This is a genomic window from Acinetobacter sp. D009 (assembly GCF_038562025.1).
GTDB lineage: Bacteria > Pseudomonadota > Gammaproteobacteria > Pseudomonadales > Moraxellaceae > Acinetobacter > Acinetobacter pittii.
The window spans coordinates 1,880,669-1,897,339 of record NZ_CP151886.1 but is presented as its reverse complement, the minus strand read 5'-3'; the positions used below and the strand labels follow the sequence as shown (position 1 = coordinate 1,897,339).

At 36.7% G+C, this 16,671-nt stretch carries 14 protein-coding genes and 1 pseudogene; 7 read left to right on the top strand and 8 right to left on the bottom strand.

Annotated features, from left to right (window positions below):
- Positions 1-93: 93 nt before the first annotated feature.
- The 5 genes from AAC388_RS08980 to AAC388_RS08960 all read right to left on the bottom strand — a co-directional run bounded on the left by AAC388_RS08980 (position 94) and on the right by AAC388_RS08960 (position 5,861).
- The gene (locus AAC388_RS08980; protein ID WP_342371539.1) at positions 94-1,122 is read right to left on the bottom strand and encodes a fimbrial protein; all 1,029 of its coding nucleotides are present in this window, start codon (positions 1,120-1,122) and stop codon (positions 94-96) included.
- Positions 1,119-3,680 (bottom strand): fimbria/pilus outer membrane usher protein, encoded by a 2,562-nt coding sequence (locus AAC388_RS08975; RefSeq protein WP_342371538.1) that lies wholly within the window; start codon positions 3,678-3,680, stop codon positions 1,119-1,121. The genes AAC388_RS08980 and AAC388_RS08975 overlap by 4 nt, the downstream gene beginning before the upstream one ends.
- A gap of 55 nt (positions 3,681-3,735) precedes the next feature.
- Positions 3,736-4,470 (bottom strand): fimbria/pilus periplasmic chaperone, encoded by a 735-nt coding sequence (locus AAC388_RS08970; RefSeq protein WP_017398844.1) that lies wholly within the window; start codon positions 4,468-4,470, stop codon positions 3,736-3,738.
- Positions 4,471-4,557: 87 nt separating this feature from the next.
- The gene (locus AAC388_RS08965; RefSeq protein ID WP_002113678.1) at positions 4,558-5,091 is read right to left on the bottom strand and encodes a fimbrial protein; all 534 of its coding nucleotides are present in this window, start codon (positions 5,089-5,091) and stop codon (positions 4,558-4,560) included.
- Between the two features lie 479 nt (positions 5,092-5,570).
- Positions 5,571-5,861 (bottom strand): hypothetical protein, encoded by a 291-nt coding sequence (locus AAC388_RS08960; protein WP_005069200.1) that lies wholly within the window; start codon positions 5,859-5,861, stop codon positions 5,571-5,573.
- 1,447 nt (positions 5,862-7,308) lie between these two features.
- On the opposite strand from AAC388_RS08960, the gene adeT1 reads away from it, so the two are divergent.
- Positions 7,309-8,304, top strand: a complete 996-nt coding sequence (adeT1, locus tag AAC388_RS08955; protein ID WP_342371537.1) for a putative multidrug efflux protein AdeT1 — start codon at positions 7,309-7,311, stop codon at positions 8,302-8,304.
- Positions 8,305-8,348: 44 nt separating this feature from the next.
- Here the strand turns inward: adeT1 and AAC388_RS08950 are convergent, their stop codons facing one another.
- The gene (locus AAC388_RS08950; protein WP_342371536.1) at positions 8,349-9,368 is read right to left on the bottom strand and encodes an AraC family transcriptional regulator; all 1,020 of its coding nucleotides are present in this window, start codon (positions 9,366-9,368) and stop codon (positions 8,349-8,351) included.
- A 191-nt stretch (positions 9,369-9,559) separates the two neighbouring features.
- Between AAC388_RS08950 and AAC388_RS08945 the strand changes: the two genes are divergently transcribed.
- The 3 genes from AAC388_RS08945 to AAC388_RS08935 are packed head-to-tail and all read left to right on the top strand — an operon-like array spanning position 9,560 to position 12,253.
- Positions 9,560-10,474, top strand: coding sequence for an alpha/beta fold hydrolase (locus AAC388_RS08945; RefSeq protein WP_342371568.1), 915 nt, complete (start codon positions 9,560-9,562; stop codon positions 10,472-10,474).
- A gap of 30 nt (positions 10,475-10,504) precedes the next feature.
- Positions 10,505-11,365 carry an SDR family NAD(P)-dependent oxidoreductase gene (locus AAC388_RS08940; protein ID WP_342371535.1) on the top strand — a complete coding sequence of 287 codons (861 nt, stop codon included), beginning with the start codon at positions 10,505-10,507 and terminating at the stop codon, positions 11,363-11,365.
- A gap of 45 nt (positions 11,366-11,410) precedes the next feature.
- Positions 11,411-12,253 (top strand): SDR family NAD(P)-dependent oxidoreductase, encoded by an 843-nt coding sequence (locus AAC388_RS08935; protein ID WP_342371534.1) that lies wholly within the window; start codon positions 11,411-11,413, stop codon positions 12,251-12,253.
- 95 nt (positions 12,254-12,348) lie between these two features.
- Here AAC388_RS08935 and AAC388_RS08930 read toward each other — a convergent pair whose 3' ends face one another.
- A complete protein-coding gene (locus AAC388_RS08930; RefSeq protein ID WP_130120734.1) occupies positions 12,349-13,248 on the bottom strand; it encodes a LysR family transcriptional regulator in 900 nt (299 codons plus the stop codon).
- A gap of 110 nt (positions 13,249-13,358) precedes the next feature.
- Here AAC388_RS08930 and AAC388_RS08925 point away from each other — a divergent pair, with 110 nt between their 5' ends.
- Together AAC388_RS08925 and AAC388_RS08920 are read left to right on the top strand one after the other, a co-directional pair.
- Positions 13,359-14,282, top strand: coding sequence for an alpha/beta hydrolase (locus tag AAC388_RS08925; protein ID WP_342371567.1), 924 nt, complete (start codon positions 13,359-13,361; stop codon positions 14,280-14,282).
- 154 nt (positions 14,283-14,436) lie between these two features.
- Positions 14,437-15,312, top strand: a complete 876-nt coding sequence (locus AAC388_RS08920; protein WP_342371533.1) for a prolyl oligopeptidase family serine peptidase — start codon at positions 14,437-14,439, stop codon at positions 15,310-15,312.
- A gap of 45 nt (positions 15,313-15,357) precedes the next feature.
- Here the strand turns inward: AAC388_RS08920 and AAC388_RS08915 are convergent.
- Positions 15,358-15,423: pseudogene (locus AAC388_RS08915) on the bottom strand (GNAT family N-acetyltransferase); the annotation flags it as partial.
- Between the two features lie 175 nt (positions 15,424-15,598).
- On the opposite strand from AAC388_RS08915, the gene AAC388_RS08910 reads away from it, so the two are divergent.
- Positions 15,599-16,603 carry a hypothetical protein gene (locus tag AAC388_RS08910; RefSeq protein WP_342371532.1) on the top strand — a complete coding sequence of 335 codons (1,005 nt, stop codon included), beginning with the start codon at positions 15,599-15,601 and terminating at the stop codon, positions 16,601-16,603.
- Positions 16,604-16,671: the final 68 nt, after the last annotated feature.

Genomic DNA, 16,671 nt, shown 5'->3' with positions numbered 1-16,671 from the left:
TAAGTTAAGTATAAAATTCTTAGAAAGTAGTGATAAAACAAAATTTATTATTAATATTTAAAATTATTAGGTTTAAAAAACTATTGAATATGATTAATCATATTCAATAGTTACAGTAGCCATTGCACGGACCTTACCAGCAGTCACATTTGTTGCAGTTTGATAGTAGCGGGCAGTCATTGGTACGTTATATTGAATTGTCTGGTTAGAAGACAATGTACCTAAGGCTAATTTGTCACCTTTTTTGATGACCTGATTTTTATTTTGATAGTTCCAGAGTAACTGTACACCTACGCCGTTTGCTTTTTCAGATGTTGGAGCAGTATTTGCGAGTACCTGAGTGTTTGTTCCGTCTTGGGTAAAGTCATAAGTTAAACTAATGAGGTTTTTCTCTTCATAACCTGTTGGGTTGATACCACCATTACATAAGATATTCATATCAAAGGTTTGTTCGCCTTGAGTAGAACCAACGCCTTTGAATCCCGCCTTTGTAACGGTTGGAAGCTGTACAACTTTATTGATATTACCTTGAATTTCACATGAAGAAGAAGCAATGGTAATTGCATTACCATATACAGTACTTGTTAACCATGGAACAGCTGAATAACCAGAAGCATTATAAGTACTATAACGGCCAGGTACCAAGGTGCCAGAACCAGTCTGCGCAGCAGTTTTCACAATTTCGACAACAAAATATCCAGTTGCTAGCGTATATCTTGTGTTCCTTTGAGTGGCTGCTCGGTAAGGATAATAACCAGAGAAATTTGTAGCATTTTCTGCTTCACGATATAGGCGAATACCAATCCCAGGGATATTTGTTGAATAGACACTATTTCCTATGGGGCTGATAGCATAATTTTGTGTAAGATTAGCTTCTAAATATCCTCCATATGAATCACACCAGTAAGTTGAACCATTAGGAGTAATTGGGAAGGTAGCTTTTCTTAATACTTTTCCAACTTCATCAGTTGGACGAACTACCACACGTCCAACTGCCATAGGAATATCTACTGTCTTAAATACTTTGTTATATCCAGTTTCAGGGGTACAAGCGGCATTAGCTTCACCATATACACCAAGACCAGCCGTAAATAAGAAACCTGTTAATAATATTCTTTTCATTTGCAGACAGCCTCAGTCATTACCATGCTTTGTTGCTTATTTTGCAACTGATTACTGATGTTGTACTTAACTGAACAACGCTCATTGCTTTCGTCGCCCCATTTTACATAGAGACTATCTTGAGCAAGTGGGGTACGTAAGTAAATCATACTACCTTGCGCAACAATACCTACAGCTTCATCTTTTTGATTAAAGACTTGAGCTCCAAATGGTAAACTGTTGCCATCAGCAGTTTTACTATTAATGTAGACTGCATAACCTGTCTTGGTCGCAAAATCCACTTTCGCAATTGCACCAGCAAAAGGTGCGATACGTTGACTTGTTTCTTCTAATTCTACTTGGCTCGACATCTCTTGTGGGTCAAGCGTAATATCATTTAGGCGGTAAGGTGTTACATACGGGATAACCGCATAACCAGCCTTATTTACGCTTAAACCAACAGTATTATTAACTTTTGCTCCAGCTGCATCAGGTGCATGTACAAGTACCATTGTTTGGCCTTGCTCAGGTCCAAATAAAATACCATCTGAATGTGCAACCACACTACCACTTAAGCTAACCATTGCTTGTTGGTAAGAGTCAGCAATACTATAAGAGCCGCCAACAGTTGTATAGTTCGTACGATAACGACCATTAGCGTTAAACGTTGGGTTTGCATAGTCTTGATGTGAAACAGAGGCACCATAACTAAAGCGATCGCCAACCATCCCACTTGCACCAACAGTACGGCTGTCTTCAGAAGCAGTAACGTTGACGTTGACTGAATTCTTTTTAAAGTTAATTGGGAATGAAAGCGTCATTAGATATTCAGTATCATGCGTCGCATCATTTGAACCGTACTCAACCTTACGGTTAATTGCAGATAAACCATAAGTTAAACCATGGTAGTTATTGCTATAACCAATTTGGTACTGCTTAGTACTTTCGCTACGGTTCCAATAGTCAACCCACGAACCCACTACATAGAAGTTTCCCCAACCTTCAGGAAGTCCTTGGTTTAAAGTAATTTGGAATTCACTACGCTGGTGGCCCGCAGCCGCATAAGTGTTTACACCTTTTTCTTCTAAATCGCGAATAAGTAGAGCATCACGTAATTTATAGAAGTTTTCTGTCGAGTAACGATATGCAGCAAGAGTTAAGTTTGTGTTAGTCGGAGAAATTAACTTACTATAGCTTAAACGGAAACTTTGCCCAGATTGTGATGACTGTTTTTCAAAGTCAGCTTCTGAGTGCGTCACATCTAATGCAACAGCACCAATTGGTGTAGCAAAAGCAGCCCCCAACAATACAGCAGCATAATTTTCTGTAGCTTGTATGCCTGTATAACCTGTTAGGTAGTTGTTAATACCTTGTTGGTATTTACCTTGAATTACCCAAGGGTTAAGGTCGATATCCTGATCTCGGAACTGACCTACAGTTAAAGAATAACGGTTTACACCTGGACGCAACATTTGTACAACTGAAGCATATGGAACCGAAAATTTTTGTATTTGACCATTTGCTTCAATAATAGAAACTTCAATTTCCCCACCAAAACCAGTAGGGTAAAGGTCATTAATCTCAAAGTTACCTGGTGCAACAGTTGTTTGATAGATAAGTTGGCCTTGTTGACGAACTTCAACTTTTGCATTGGTTTTTGCGTTACCACGAATACGCGGGGCGTAACCTAACATACTATTTGGTAGCATTCGGTCATCACTTGAGAAATCGATACCACGATAACCAATAGAGTCAAATACTTCGCCGTTGGTAAAACTATCACCAAGCGTTAAAACACCACGGTATTTAGGGAAAGCTCTTTGTAAGTATGTACTTGTTTCTTGATAATCTGACTTAGATTGATTTTCAGCAGGGGTATCTTGCCATTGCCATTGACCATTATGACGTAATTGCCAACCAGCAATATTTAAACCAGCCGTAACGCCCATAAATGCGTTTGTTGTTTCACTTTGATCATTCGACTGATTAAATGTTTTATAAGCACTACCACTATAAGACAGAAAACCAGCATTGATACCACGATCCCATACGCTTGGGTCGACATAACCTTGCGCATTTTTTTGCAAAGCAACTTGCGGAATAGAAATATCTACACGTAAACGAGAGGTATCAAACTCATAGAATGCATTTTCAACCCACTCTTCAATTTTATAACAACTATTATTTTCTTTTTGAAGGGTAGTGTGTTTAGACAAAATGTCTTGTTTAACGCCGTACTCAAGCAGGTTTGTTCCTGTGAAACACGTTACTGCATTTTTATTAGGGTCTAATGCTTTAAAGACCATACGACGTTTGCCAAACCATTGACCATTTACATATACGTCAACGTTATATTCGCCTGGTAAAACAGGGTTTCCATATTTAAAACGAGAAATATCAACTTTTTGAGCATCCCCAATTAAAAAAGCAGAATCAAATTCAGCCTCTACTGGAGCACTCGTAGTTGTTTCTTCAGCATGCACGAATACAGGCATTGTCATTGTGACAACACCAGAAGCCAAGTAGTAACAAATATGGCGTTTTAATAATTTATAAGATTCTTGCCTTTTTTTTGGCATAGCTAAGTCCGCCTACACATATAGGTGCTTAAATTTATTAAAAAGATAAATCTGATTACTGAAGTTTTATCGGGTGCTCAACGCGACCACCGTAGTCATTGACGTTAATAAAACTCATATCTTGAAGGTTGCCATTCTTAAGCTGAACTGACGCTTCAGAGAAAGGCTTAATCATTAGCCCCTGAGGTAATAAATCTACTTTTTTATCACCTGCCTTTTGGTAAACAGAAGTCATTGTGATATGAAAAGGGGTAGGATTCTTTACCGTTAAATTTTGACCAGATTTAATCCATTGAAGCTTATCTGATGCTAAATTCGCATCTTCTTTAATCGATGAAGGACGATAGAAGAATTTAATACGTGAACGAATTGCAAGTTGTAAGAAATTATCAGGCGTCGTATCTTCACTTTTTGAAGTAGGTCTTGGTGGAATATCTAAAATATTCAACCACAGAACTGTTTCTTGCTTCTGATTTAACTGAGAAGCATTTGGTAAAGCTGTAATACGAAGAGTCTGACTTTTCGTTGCTTCAACACGAGAAATAGGAGGAGCAATCATAAAAGGAACTTTTGATTGGTCCGGTGTACTTTTTGGGTCACCTTCGTCAATCCAAGCTTGGACAAGTGCTGGCTTTGAACCGTTATTGCTAACTTGTAGCGTAACTTCTCTAGCATCTGACGGGTAAATTACACGAGTGCCATGAATTACAATTTCTGCTTGAGTAGCAGGTGCAATAACTGCTGAAGCAAATGCTAAACCTAACAAAAAATTATAACTGTTCAATTTCATTTTCGAGTTCTCAACCAAGAAAGATTCAGGAAAGCGTTACACAAAACAGGGTTTCCATGCGGACATAGAAACCCCGCTATCAATTAATTATTGATAGATAATTGTGTATTGAACAGAAGTAGTTACTTTACCAGCAGTAGAAGCGCCAGTTGCATAGTATTCAGCGTAGTAGTTAAGGTCAGCACCTGCGCCATCAGCTACGTCAACCCATTGAGAGTTAGCTTGAGCACCGTTTGCACCCGCAGCAAGTACTGGGATGAAGTTGTTGTTGCTACCTAAAAGTTGAACGTTAACGTTTTTAGCACCAGTAGCGTCTTGGTTAAGTAAGCGACCAGTATTAAAGTCAACAGTTGCACCTGGTTCGAAGTAAGTAGCTACTTTACCTTGTGAACAGTTAGCTAAGTTGATTTGGAAAGGAGTACGACCAGCAACATCCCCAGCAACAGCTAAAGTTTGTTTAGAAACAGTTGGAAGAGTAACTGTGAAGTCTTTACCAGCAGGGGTAACGATGTCACAAGTTTTGTCTGTAACTAAACCATTAATTGTAATTGTACCATCAGCAGCTTGAGCATTAGCAATCCCTACAACCGAAAGAGCAGCGATCAAAGCAAGTTTTTTCATAGTGTTTTCTCAAAAGTCTGGATAAAAGTTTATTTCCTTACTTTTCCAGTGTTTGACATCTTGAAAAGTAATGCGGCGATCTTAACACTTCTTAAACAAAATGCAAACTAGATCACATTATTTTTTCATAATTTTAATTAAATCACGTTTAGTATTTGAAGTTCAGGCCGACCATCAATAGCCTATATTATTGTTTATGAAAGTTTTTTTATTTTATAAAAAAGAAAAGCTATGAAGAGAAGAAAATTACATAAGAACACGATGTAAATAAAAAAGAATTAAACAAATTATGTGAAAAATAAGCTTAAATTCATAGAATATAATTATATAGAATAAATTATGCATATGTATACAGAAAAAATATACAAATAGTCATTTTTTATGAAAAAAGAGTGACTCATCAATTAATTGATCAAAAAATGCGGTCAATTCGACAAATCACTCTTTCATCAAACTTACTGCAGAAATAAGTTGGGATATTAATGGTAATTAATAAGCACGACTTTGTGGTTAGAACTTATGCTCTCAATGCTTGTGTCCATTTTCTCAGTATGTTGAGCTAATTTAAAAAGACTATCTTTATTTAAATATTCACTATCAAGTTTAATATTTAAATTATTTACCTCAACACATTCTATCTCGCTATGTTCTCTTGAACATGTATCTTCAACAATATTTCCTCTTATCATTATTGTGTTACTCGCATAACAAAATAGTGGGGAAGAGGAAAGCACCATCAAAACAAGAAGTTTAAATATATTATTTTTCATTTTATATACCTATTTATAAAATAGTTTATATATATGTGATACCTTATTTTTAATTTAAAAACAATCATTAAGCTTTAAATAATAAAAAATCATTAATTTATACGTGATATAAATCACATTAAATACTTTAAATAATGTAATAGTTATAATTTCTAAAAATTTATTAATAATAAAACCACTAAAACAATATTAAGTTATTGTTATTTATAAAAATTTATAAAATAATGATTAATAAAAAAACAGACTGCAAATTAAAACAGCATGATATACATTAAAATATTTAATAAAAATATAATTCATTTTTTAATTTATAATTTATATTTCAAAATTATTACTGAGAAATAAAATATAGATTTCAATAAAAATGTGACTAAATATACATTATTCAACCAATCTGTAATTAAATTTGCTTTATATTGCGGATTGGAGCATATCAGAGTTAATAAATTAGAATTTAGCATAGACTTTAAAGATTTTAGGAAAATGGTCTAGCGAAATATAGTTTTAATTTCTAGGAGCGCTAGGTAGAGAAAAAGCTCAATAAAAATCAAACAAGCGATTATTAGCCAAACCTAATCATAATTTCTATTTAATTAGATTTTATAAATCCTATTTATTATCTATCAATAGCAACGTCAGAAGATGCTAGTGCTGAATTTAATTAGAATAAAAATTCATTCCACATAGCTAAAAGTGCCGCAATAGCTAGAAAGAAATAAGCACTACAAACAAATGAAAGATAGCTACCAAGCTATGGGGCAATATTGAATTATACAACTGTTCGTATAATGTATATTATGTTAAATAAAAGATTTGGAAACCTACCATATATAAAGCTCTGGCTACTCTGCATTGTTACTACGCCGTTTATACTTCACTACACTAAATTATTAAAGGCTTCTTCAACTGCATCTGTTGCTCAAGCAACTTACTAAACGCCTAAGCTGGTTCTATTGGATGCTTATGTATTAAACCCTATTTCTAATCTTAACCAGAATAATTTTCTAGACAACTTCCTGTAAGTTGTCATTACACTTTTATATTTACCCTAGTGAGCTGAGCTACTTACAAGATGTATTTGCGACTACTGGCTGCTATACAGATTTCTTTTTCTAAATCTCCTTTTAAGCCTCAAAACTTTTAGCCTGTTAAAATTAAAAACCGAAACTCAAATTATTGTGTATATTATTGAAATTTAAATAAAATATATTAAAAACCTCTTTGCATGCTTGAAAAAAAGGTATAGTACGTGTATACAGCTGTTCTTTAAATTTAGCTCACTTTAGATCTCTATTCATATACAACATAGCCATACAATTAAAAAAATAAGGTGCTAATTAAGGCTACCTTTTGACCTTTTCTCTTTAAATTCTTATTTAAATGTCATATCTAATCTAAGCAAGATTCATAAAATAATTTTTATAATTTAAATAATGGACAATTAAATATGGATCGTTTTAAAACTATTTTACTTATTGCAAGCACATGTTTAACAACAACTATTTATGCCAAACGACAAGTCGTTTGTGTGTATGACCCAATTGGTAAATCGGGAGATGCTTTCGCTTTAGCCAAAGACTATGCACTTGAAGCTAAAAACTGGGGAGCTGATCTATCTTTAAAAGCATATGTAGATGAACGCATTGCGGCTGAAGATTTAAAAGTCGGTAAGTGTGATGGCGCTATTATTAGTGGTTTACGTGGCCGTCAGTTTAATAAATATACAGGATCTTTAGATGCAGTTGGCGCATTAACAAGTATGAAAACGGCAATTAATGCCTATAAGCTGTTGTCTTCACCAATGGCCGCAAAAAACATGGTGGTCGGTCCTTATGAAATTGCAGGTTTAGGCACAATTGGCCCTGCATATTTATTTGTAAATGATAGAAGTATCAATACACTCGCTAAAGCTGCCGGTAAAAAAATTGGGGTATTTAAATATGATGAAGCGCAACCAAAGCTTGTTCAACATGTTGGAGGTCAGGCTGTATCGGTAGACGTCACCAATGCCGGTGCGAAGTTTAATAATCATGAAATTGATATTGTGCCCGCTCCTATTGTGGCATTTAAACCTTTTGAACTACACAAAGGTTTAGGTGAGAAAGGAGCAATTGTTCGTTTTCCTTTAACTCAAATTTCAGCAAACTTTATTATTCGTAAAGACCAGTTTCCAGCAGGTTTTGGGCAAAAGTCGCGGACTTGGGTAGCCAGCCAACTAAATAGAACCTTTGGCATTATTGCCAAATATGAAAGTGATATTCCTTCAAAATATTGGATGGATATTCCTAAAAATGAGCAATTAAACTATATGAAAATGATGCGCGAGGCACGTATACAGCTAACCAAGGCAGGTATTTACGACCCTAAAATGATGAATTTTTTGAAAAAAGTAAGATGTAAAGAAAACCCAAGTAATTTTGAATGTGCATTAAACGATGAATGAAAACTCAAAAATATATGCACATCTTCTTTTAAGAAGCTCTACCCTCAGTTATTCATTTCCTCACGGGCTTGTTGTGGCGTTTTACCCGACCACTCTTTATAAGCCCGTGTAAATGGGCTGTGCTCGGCATAACCTAACAGTAAGGCTATTTCTACAATTTGTAGCCTTAGATCTTTTAAATACGATTTTGCTAATTCATAACGGACAGTATTTAATTCTTTCCGAAAATTTGTACCTGCCTCGGTTAAACGGCGTTGCAAGGTTCTACGTGAATAATTTAATCGCTCTGCAAGCTGTTCAATAGTTGGCTCGCCTTGATGAAGTAAGTAAGCAATTTGTTTACGGACTTGGTCTGTAATTTCATCAATATGTGGCAGGCTTGCCAGTAACTTGTCAGCATGTTTTTCTAGTATGGCAACTAAGGCCGCGTCGGAGTTTTTAAGCGGTAGACTTAAGATTTCCTTATCGAAACGCATAAGTGCCACAGGCTGTTCAAAAAGCACAGCACAACCAAAATACTCCTCATAAGGCTGAACATTTTCAGGCTGTTCATGAATGAAATGTATTTCTTTAAGTCTTTCTTTTCCTCTAATGAGACTACGGCAAAATTGAACTATAACGGTACGGCCAGTTTCGTCCGATAAAGGGCCGACTTGCTCACCTTTTGTATCCCATGAAAGCTCTACATATTCAGTATAAATACGCACAGTGGCTGGATAAACATCATAGACAAGCCGCTGATATCGCTCGAACCTATCTAAAACTGCCCCTAGATTTTCACAGGCAAGAAATACAGATCCCAAAACACCTAAATGCTGAGCTGTAATGGTTTGACCCACATGTAAACCAATAAAAGGGTCATTTAAATAATTTTTAGCAATACTGAGAAGATTTTCCCAATGGTCGATATCTACACCTTCTAAATGATTTGAATCTGCTTTAGGACACGGTTCACCCAGCACCTTTTCTGGGTCATGTCCTAGTTTTTCCAGATATTCAAATAATAACTGAACATAGATTTCAGAAATCCTTCTTCTATACAACGGTTTATTCAATCCATTCATTCCGTATAGTTCTAATTTGGCGCCAATTATCAATTAGTGTACTTAAAGCTTTTAAACAAAAGCAAATGACTAAACACACCTACTCAATCCAAATTTTGGCGCAAAGTGTCAAGCAATATGGCAGCTTTCATCAAGCCCTATCTCTTTATTTTTTAGAAGATAGCGTTATAGCCAATATTGAGAAAAATACGATGGGTAAAAGTCTAAATAATGTGACCCAAGCGCCAGTGGATGTTCATTTTGATTCAAATGGCATGAAATGCACTGCCTATTTATATCGTCCAGCGGCCGAAGCCACTACACCAATTATTGTGATGGCGCATGGTCTGGGTGGTACTCGAAGAATGCGTTTAACTGCTTTTGCAGAGCGCTTTGTGGCAGAGGGTTATGCTTGTTTAGTGTTTGATTATCGCTATTTTGGTGATAGCGAAGGACAACCTCGACAATTACTAGATATAAAAAGTCAGCTCGAAGACTGGAAAGCCGCTATTGCCTATGCACGTAGCCTAGAAAAAATTGATCCAAACCGCGTAGTTATATGGGGGACTTCTTTCGGTGGAGGCCATGTATTGGCAACAGCTGCTAATGATAATCGGCTTGCTGCTGTTATATCACAATGCCCCTTCACTGATGGTTTCTCATCTAGCATGGCAATGAACCCAATAACGACACTTAAGCTCACGGGACTCGCTTTAAAAGACAAGATTGGATCAATGTTCGCCGCCAAGCCAGTCATGGTGCCTCTTGCAGCTCCAACAGGACATACAGCATTAATGAATGCACCTGACGCTTATTCAGGTTATCTCGCACTCATGCCTTCAGGATCAAATATTCCAAACTATGTCGCTGCACGTTTTGTACTCGACATCATACGCTATTACCCGGGCCGTAAGACATCACGTATTCAAGCCCCCGTGTTGTTTTGTGTCTGCGATACCGACTCGGTGGCGCCTTCAAAAACAACATTGCGTCATGCGAGCCATACACCCAATCATGAAATTAAGCACTACGCCGATGGTCATTTTGAAATTTACGTTGGAGAAGCTTTTGAGCGTGTTGTTCGTGATCAGATCGACTTTCTTAAACGCATCGTTCCAGTCAAGTAACAGTAAATTTAAAATATTTGGAGAAAAACCATGAAATATGACCTTAACAAAAAAGTTGTTTTAATTACAGGAGCCGCTGGAGGAATTGGTGCAGCAACAGCCCGTGAATTTTATGCATTAGGTGCAAACATGGTACTCACCGATATGCAACAGGAAGCTGTAGATAAACTTGCATCTGAATTTGAGGCGTCTCGTGTTTTACCATTAACGCTAGACGTTACTGATGCAGTAGCCACAAAAGATGTAGTCCAGAAAACAATAAAACACTTTGGACACCTTGATATAGCTTTTGCCAATGCAGGTATCTCATGGCGTGATGGTGCTTCGACAATTGCTAGCTGTGATGAAGCTGAGTTCGATAAAATTGTTGAGGTTGATTTACTTGGTGTCTGGCGCACAGCCCGTGCTGCCTTACCAGAGGTGACTCGCAACAAAGGACAAATCCTCATAACCTCTTCTGTTTATTGCTTCGTTAATGGAATGGCAAATGCTCCATATGCGGCTTCAAAGGCGGCAGTAGAAATGCTTGGACGCTGTCTCCGTACAGAGATTGCATATACAGGTGCAACAGCCAGCGTTGTCTATCCAGGCTGGACAGCAACACCAATCGCCAAGGTTGCCTTTGGGGGGAATGCAACTGTAACGAAGATGATTGAAGCAGCATTTCCGGCATGGTTACGCAAACCTATTTCTCCGGAATATATGGCGCAAGCAATTGTAAAAGGTGTACAGCGCCGTCAGCCACGCATTTTTGCTCCAGTGCGTTGGGTTCCGTTTTCGATATTACGCGGACTGTTTAATGCAGGTAGTGATGCAATGGTTGTACGCCATAAGAAATTGCAGGGATTACTTCAACAACTTGAAAATGAATCTAAACCTGTCCAGAAATAATCCATTTCCTTAAAACTCATTTATAAAAATGTCTGGAAATCTGATATGTCTAAGTACAAATTAAAAGATAAAGTTGTGGTCATCACAGGTTCAACAGGTGGACTAGGACTTGCGATTGCTCAAGCATTACAAGCCAAAGGCGCAAAACTAGCACTCCTAGATTTAGACCTTAGCAAAGCCGAAAGTCAGGTAAAACAGCTAGGTGGAAAAAGCATTGCCGCAGGTTGGGTAGCCGATGTACGCTCTTTAGAAAGCCTAGAAACGGCTATGGCAAATGCAGCTCAACACTTCGGTAAAATTGATGTGGTAATTGCAAATGCTGGCATAGCTACAACAGAAGCATTAGAACATATGGCTCCTGAAACCTTTGAGCGAACCATCGATATTAACCTTACAGGGGTATTTCGTACTTTTCGCGCAGCTATACCGTATGTAAAACAAACTCAGGGATACTTACTGGCTGTATCTTCAATGGCAGCTTTCGTTCACTCCCCGTTAAACACTCACTATACTTCGAGTAAAGCAGGTGTTTGGGCACTTTGTGACAGTCTCCGCTTAGAATTAAAGTATTCAAATATAGATGTTGGTAGCCTTCATCCGACCTTCTTTAAGACCCCAATGATGGACAGTATTCAAAATGACCCAGCAGGTAAAGCTGTGTGGAAAGGTAACTCGGGTATTTGGAAATATGTATCTATTGAAGAAGTTGTCTCGGGTGTAGTTGAAAGCATAGAACGGCGTAAAGATATGACTGTTGTACCTAAAATCAATACCCCAATTGCCAAAGCACCCGCATTATTTAGAAATGTGATTGAGTTTCTAGGTTTTAATCGTAAGCAGCTTAAACAGACCATGCTCTTGGCAGAGAAAAAACATAGTTCATTTTAGGTCTTTTAAGACACGGATGTTGTCGAGATATCCGTGTTTATTTAACTAGCAGCAAAATTCTAATCATTGACTCAAACCATAAGTCTTATGCGCAGCTATTTTTTATTAAAATTTTCTTTTAACGCATCAATTAAGATATTTAATAAAGGTGCTTGCTCACGTCTATGGGGATAATATAAGTGATATGGTTCATAGCTATGTCGCCAGTCCTTCAGCGTTTCTTCCAGTTCACCACTTTCAATATAAGGCTGAACCATATCAATAGGTAGATAAGCGATTCCTACACCGCTCCTTACTGCTTGAAGCACTGGAGATAAGGTTGTAAAAACAACTTTAGCATTAACAGTAATTGTTTGTGTTTTACCTTGTTTGGTAAATTGCCAACGGTAGAGTTCACCATGTGTGGGTAATCTTAAATTAATGCACTGGTATTCCACTAAATCTTTTGGATGCTTTGGATGACCATAACGAGCTAAAAACTCTTTGGTTGCAACTGTTAGCATTTGTATTGGCTCACTCACCTGTAAAGCGATCATGTCTTTAGAAACTAAACCGCCTCTTCTAAGTCCTGCATCAAAACGCCCTTCTACAATATCGACAAGACCATAATCAGATATGATCTCTACTGAAATTTTTGGAAATTGTTGTATGACTTTTTCAACTGCTGGCCATAAAACACTTTGTATTCCATATTCATCTGCACTAATACGTAATGTTCCTGCTGGATCATTTTTTAAAGCACTAATTTGATTTATGCCATTTTCTATTTCTTCTATTGCAGGTTGAAGCAAATTCAGTAGATATTCACCTGCTTCTGTCGGTGCGACACTTCTGGTAGTTCTTGATAATAGTTTTATGCCAATTCGGTCTTCTAAATTACGGAGTGTTTGGCTAATGGCTGACTGTGACGTTCTGAGTTTTGCGGCTGCACGGGTAAAGCTTCGCTCTTGAGCAACGACCATAAAAGTATGCAAATCATTTAAATTTTCTTTCATTATTTATAAGTATTCAATATAAGTGCTATCTGATTATAGTGGATTATCATAATAAATCACTACGGTTATATTAATTTCATCGACCTAGTTCTTCTTTCGGAGAGAAGATGATGAAAACTGTAACTTTCAAAAATAAAAATATCGATGTTTCTGCAACTATTCGTTTTCCAAAAGATTTCGATGAAAACAAAACATATGCAGCCATTGTATGTGCGCATCCAATTAGTAGCTGTAAAGAACAAACTGCCGGCGCAATTTATGGTGAAAAACTCACTGAAGCTGGGTTTATTACTTTAGCATTTGATGCATCGTATCAAGGTGCTAGTGGTGGTGAACCTCGTTTTCTTGAAGACCCTGCAACACGTGTAGAAGATTTCCGCTGTGCAGCCGACTATTTAACAACGCTTGCTTATGTTGATGAAAACCGTATTGGTGTATTAGGTGTGTGTGGTGGCGGTGGTTATGCTGTTAATGCTGCTATGACTGAACGCCGTTTTAAAGCAGTCGCAACTGTGGTTGCAGCAAACTATGGTCGTTTAATGCGTGAAGGCGACCAAACACCTGAAGCTGCGATTAAAACTTTAGAAGCCATTGCTGCGCAGCGAACTGCGGAAGCGCGTGGTGCGGAACCATTTATTACCCAGTACATTCCAAACTCACAACAAGAGCGTGAGCAAGCTGGAATCAATGATATTGATATCAAAGAAGCGATTGATTACTACAAAACTCCGCGCGGTCAGGCAGAAGGTTCATCAAATAAACTTCGCTTTTCAGGTTTAGCTGCTGCTGTTGGGTTCGATGCATTTCATTTGGCAGAACACTTGCTCACTCAACCCTTACAAATTGTGATTGGTGATATAGCGGGTGGATTCGGTTCTTATCGCGATGGTTATGAGTTATATGGCAAAGCTGCTTCTAAAGATAAGAACCTTTTTGTGGTTAAAGGTGCAAGCCATTATGACTTATATGACCAACCTGAACCTATTGCTCAAGCCTTAGAAAAAATTATTCCATTTTTTCAAAAACATCTTTAATTCATAAATTGGAAAGTTTCCCAAGCGGGGAAACTTTCCCAACCTTGCCTTGATTATTCAATTTAGCAAAAACAATTAATAAACTTATATATTGATTTTAAATTTCAATAGTTAGAGAATCACGCATACTTATAAATAACTACAAGAGTTCTACATGCTTCCTAAGAAGAAAAAGAATATAGCCCTTTCCTACATTCTTCCTTTAATTTTAGTTATTGGCTTCTATGCCTTTTTTCGTGTATCGATTCTTCCTTATATTTATACCCAGCAAGCACAGCATCAACTTTTAACAGCAAATAATCAAACAACTGAGATTTATTGGAAAGGGCCAAACCTCTTAGCCGATAAAAAGTATCCAGCAATTATTTTCTTACATGGCATTCAGAAAGACAAACAAGGTGCTAAAGCCTTTGTACGCTCAGGCTTGTTAAATGAATATGCTAAAAAGAACTTTTTTAGTTTTGCTGTATCTATGAGTGGATATGGTGAGACCTCTGGAAAATCAGATTTTTGTGGTAAAGCTTCACAAAATAATCTTGTTCAAGCCATTAATTTTGCTCGATCACAACCTCATGTTGATCCAAACAAAGTTGCAGTGGTTGGAATTAGTTGTGGTGCTTCTATAGCGAATGTTGTGGCAAATTCTGGAAAGATAAACGCTTTGATTTTGGTATCTGGATTTTATGATTTTAAAGGTATGTATGCTCAGTGGAGTTCTAACACTAGAACGCTACCGTCAAATGTTATGAATGAGATAAATGAATCGATTGCTGCTGAAAAAAATATTGAAACTGCATCCACTGCAAGATCATCGCTACCGATTTCATCTCAATATCCACCTACTCTTATACTGGTTAGCGCCAAAGACCCTATTGTTGACCCAAAGCAAAGTATTCAGCTACATCAATTACTCGACAGTAAAGATATTTCAAATACCTTAGAACTTATTCAGGATGCTAAACATCCAGTGCCTGCTAATGTCTGGAAAACTAAAAGTGATTCATTTTTGGAAAAGACTTTGAATATGTAAATTAAGTGATAAATGGGCTGCTCTATAGATACCTTAGATCAGCCCTCAACCAAGCCTTTTATAATAAATAGCTGTGCCGTCATAGTTCCCGTTTGAACTTAATGCGAAAGAGGATCCCTCTTTTAGGGCCAATTGGTAATTAAAGACAAAAATATTTTTTAATATTTTTCTAATAAAACACTCTAAATTTTATATATCAATAGCTTGCATCAAAAAATGTATATCTATTTATTATGCAGTATATTAATTATACTGCAATCTTCTAATTAATATATAAAGGAGAAACATGAGCTCAAATCCAACAATTAAATCTCACCAAGAATTACTAAGTTTATCGGGTTATGAAGAAAACTTAACAATAACCCCATTAAACTTTTCTAAAGTGATTGCAGAATACGAAATAAGAGATGCAGAACTAAAATGTTGCTTAACTGATGAACATGGTAAATGTGGTCAAGGCCACTTCCATGGGTATGTAATCGCATTGAATGACGGTTCTTTAAGTATAATGGGCAAAGACTGCGCCCAGAATAAATTTCAAGCTCATGAAAATGTAATGAGTAGTATTAGGCTATTCAAGAAGACAAAAGAAGCTGAATCCAAATTAGGGCGAGTACAAGATTATCTTGATAGAAAAGATGAATATATCCAACGAATTAAAGATTTAGAGGAATTAATTAAGAGTGTACATAGTGGATATGCAAGATTAAATTTTGAATTGGGTGAAGATGTAATAAAAGAGCTAAATCGCCGTTATAAAGCACAAAAACCAAATATTTTAGTCAAAACATTTAGGGTAGAACTTGAAGAAGATGATGAAGAAAGATTAATTTACCAAGCAACCCATAAAATTGGACATATTCCCCATTTATCTCTTTTTGATAAAAGAGAGCTTGATATCCCTGATAGAAAAGTAAAATGGTTAAATGAAGCTTTAAGAGATGCAGTAAAACTTTTTGACCAAATAATCGATGGTCAGGAATTTAGTCCTGCTGAATTAAGACGAAAAACGGGAGCAATATTAGCTCAACTAGATTCACTGGATAGATTTGAAAATGATCTCAAACAAACACTTAAGGAGATTGAGAACTTTTTTACCACAGATCCAATAAGTTTATGTTATTTAACTGATGGGCATAGGATGCAATCACGTATGGCTGAATATACTATGCGTTTTAGAGGCATAAGCGATAGAACTTCTGCAGTATTCTTAAGACAAGTTGAAATTCATTTTTGCACTAAATTAAGATGTGACCGCATAAGAGCAGATGAAGCCGGAAGTTATTGGTAATTACTTTAAAAAATATTAAATAATTTCGAGTTTTATACAATAAAAAAGTTGGCCAATACTGCGTCATT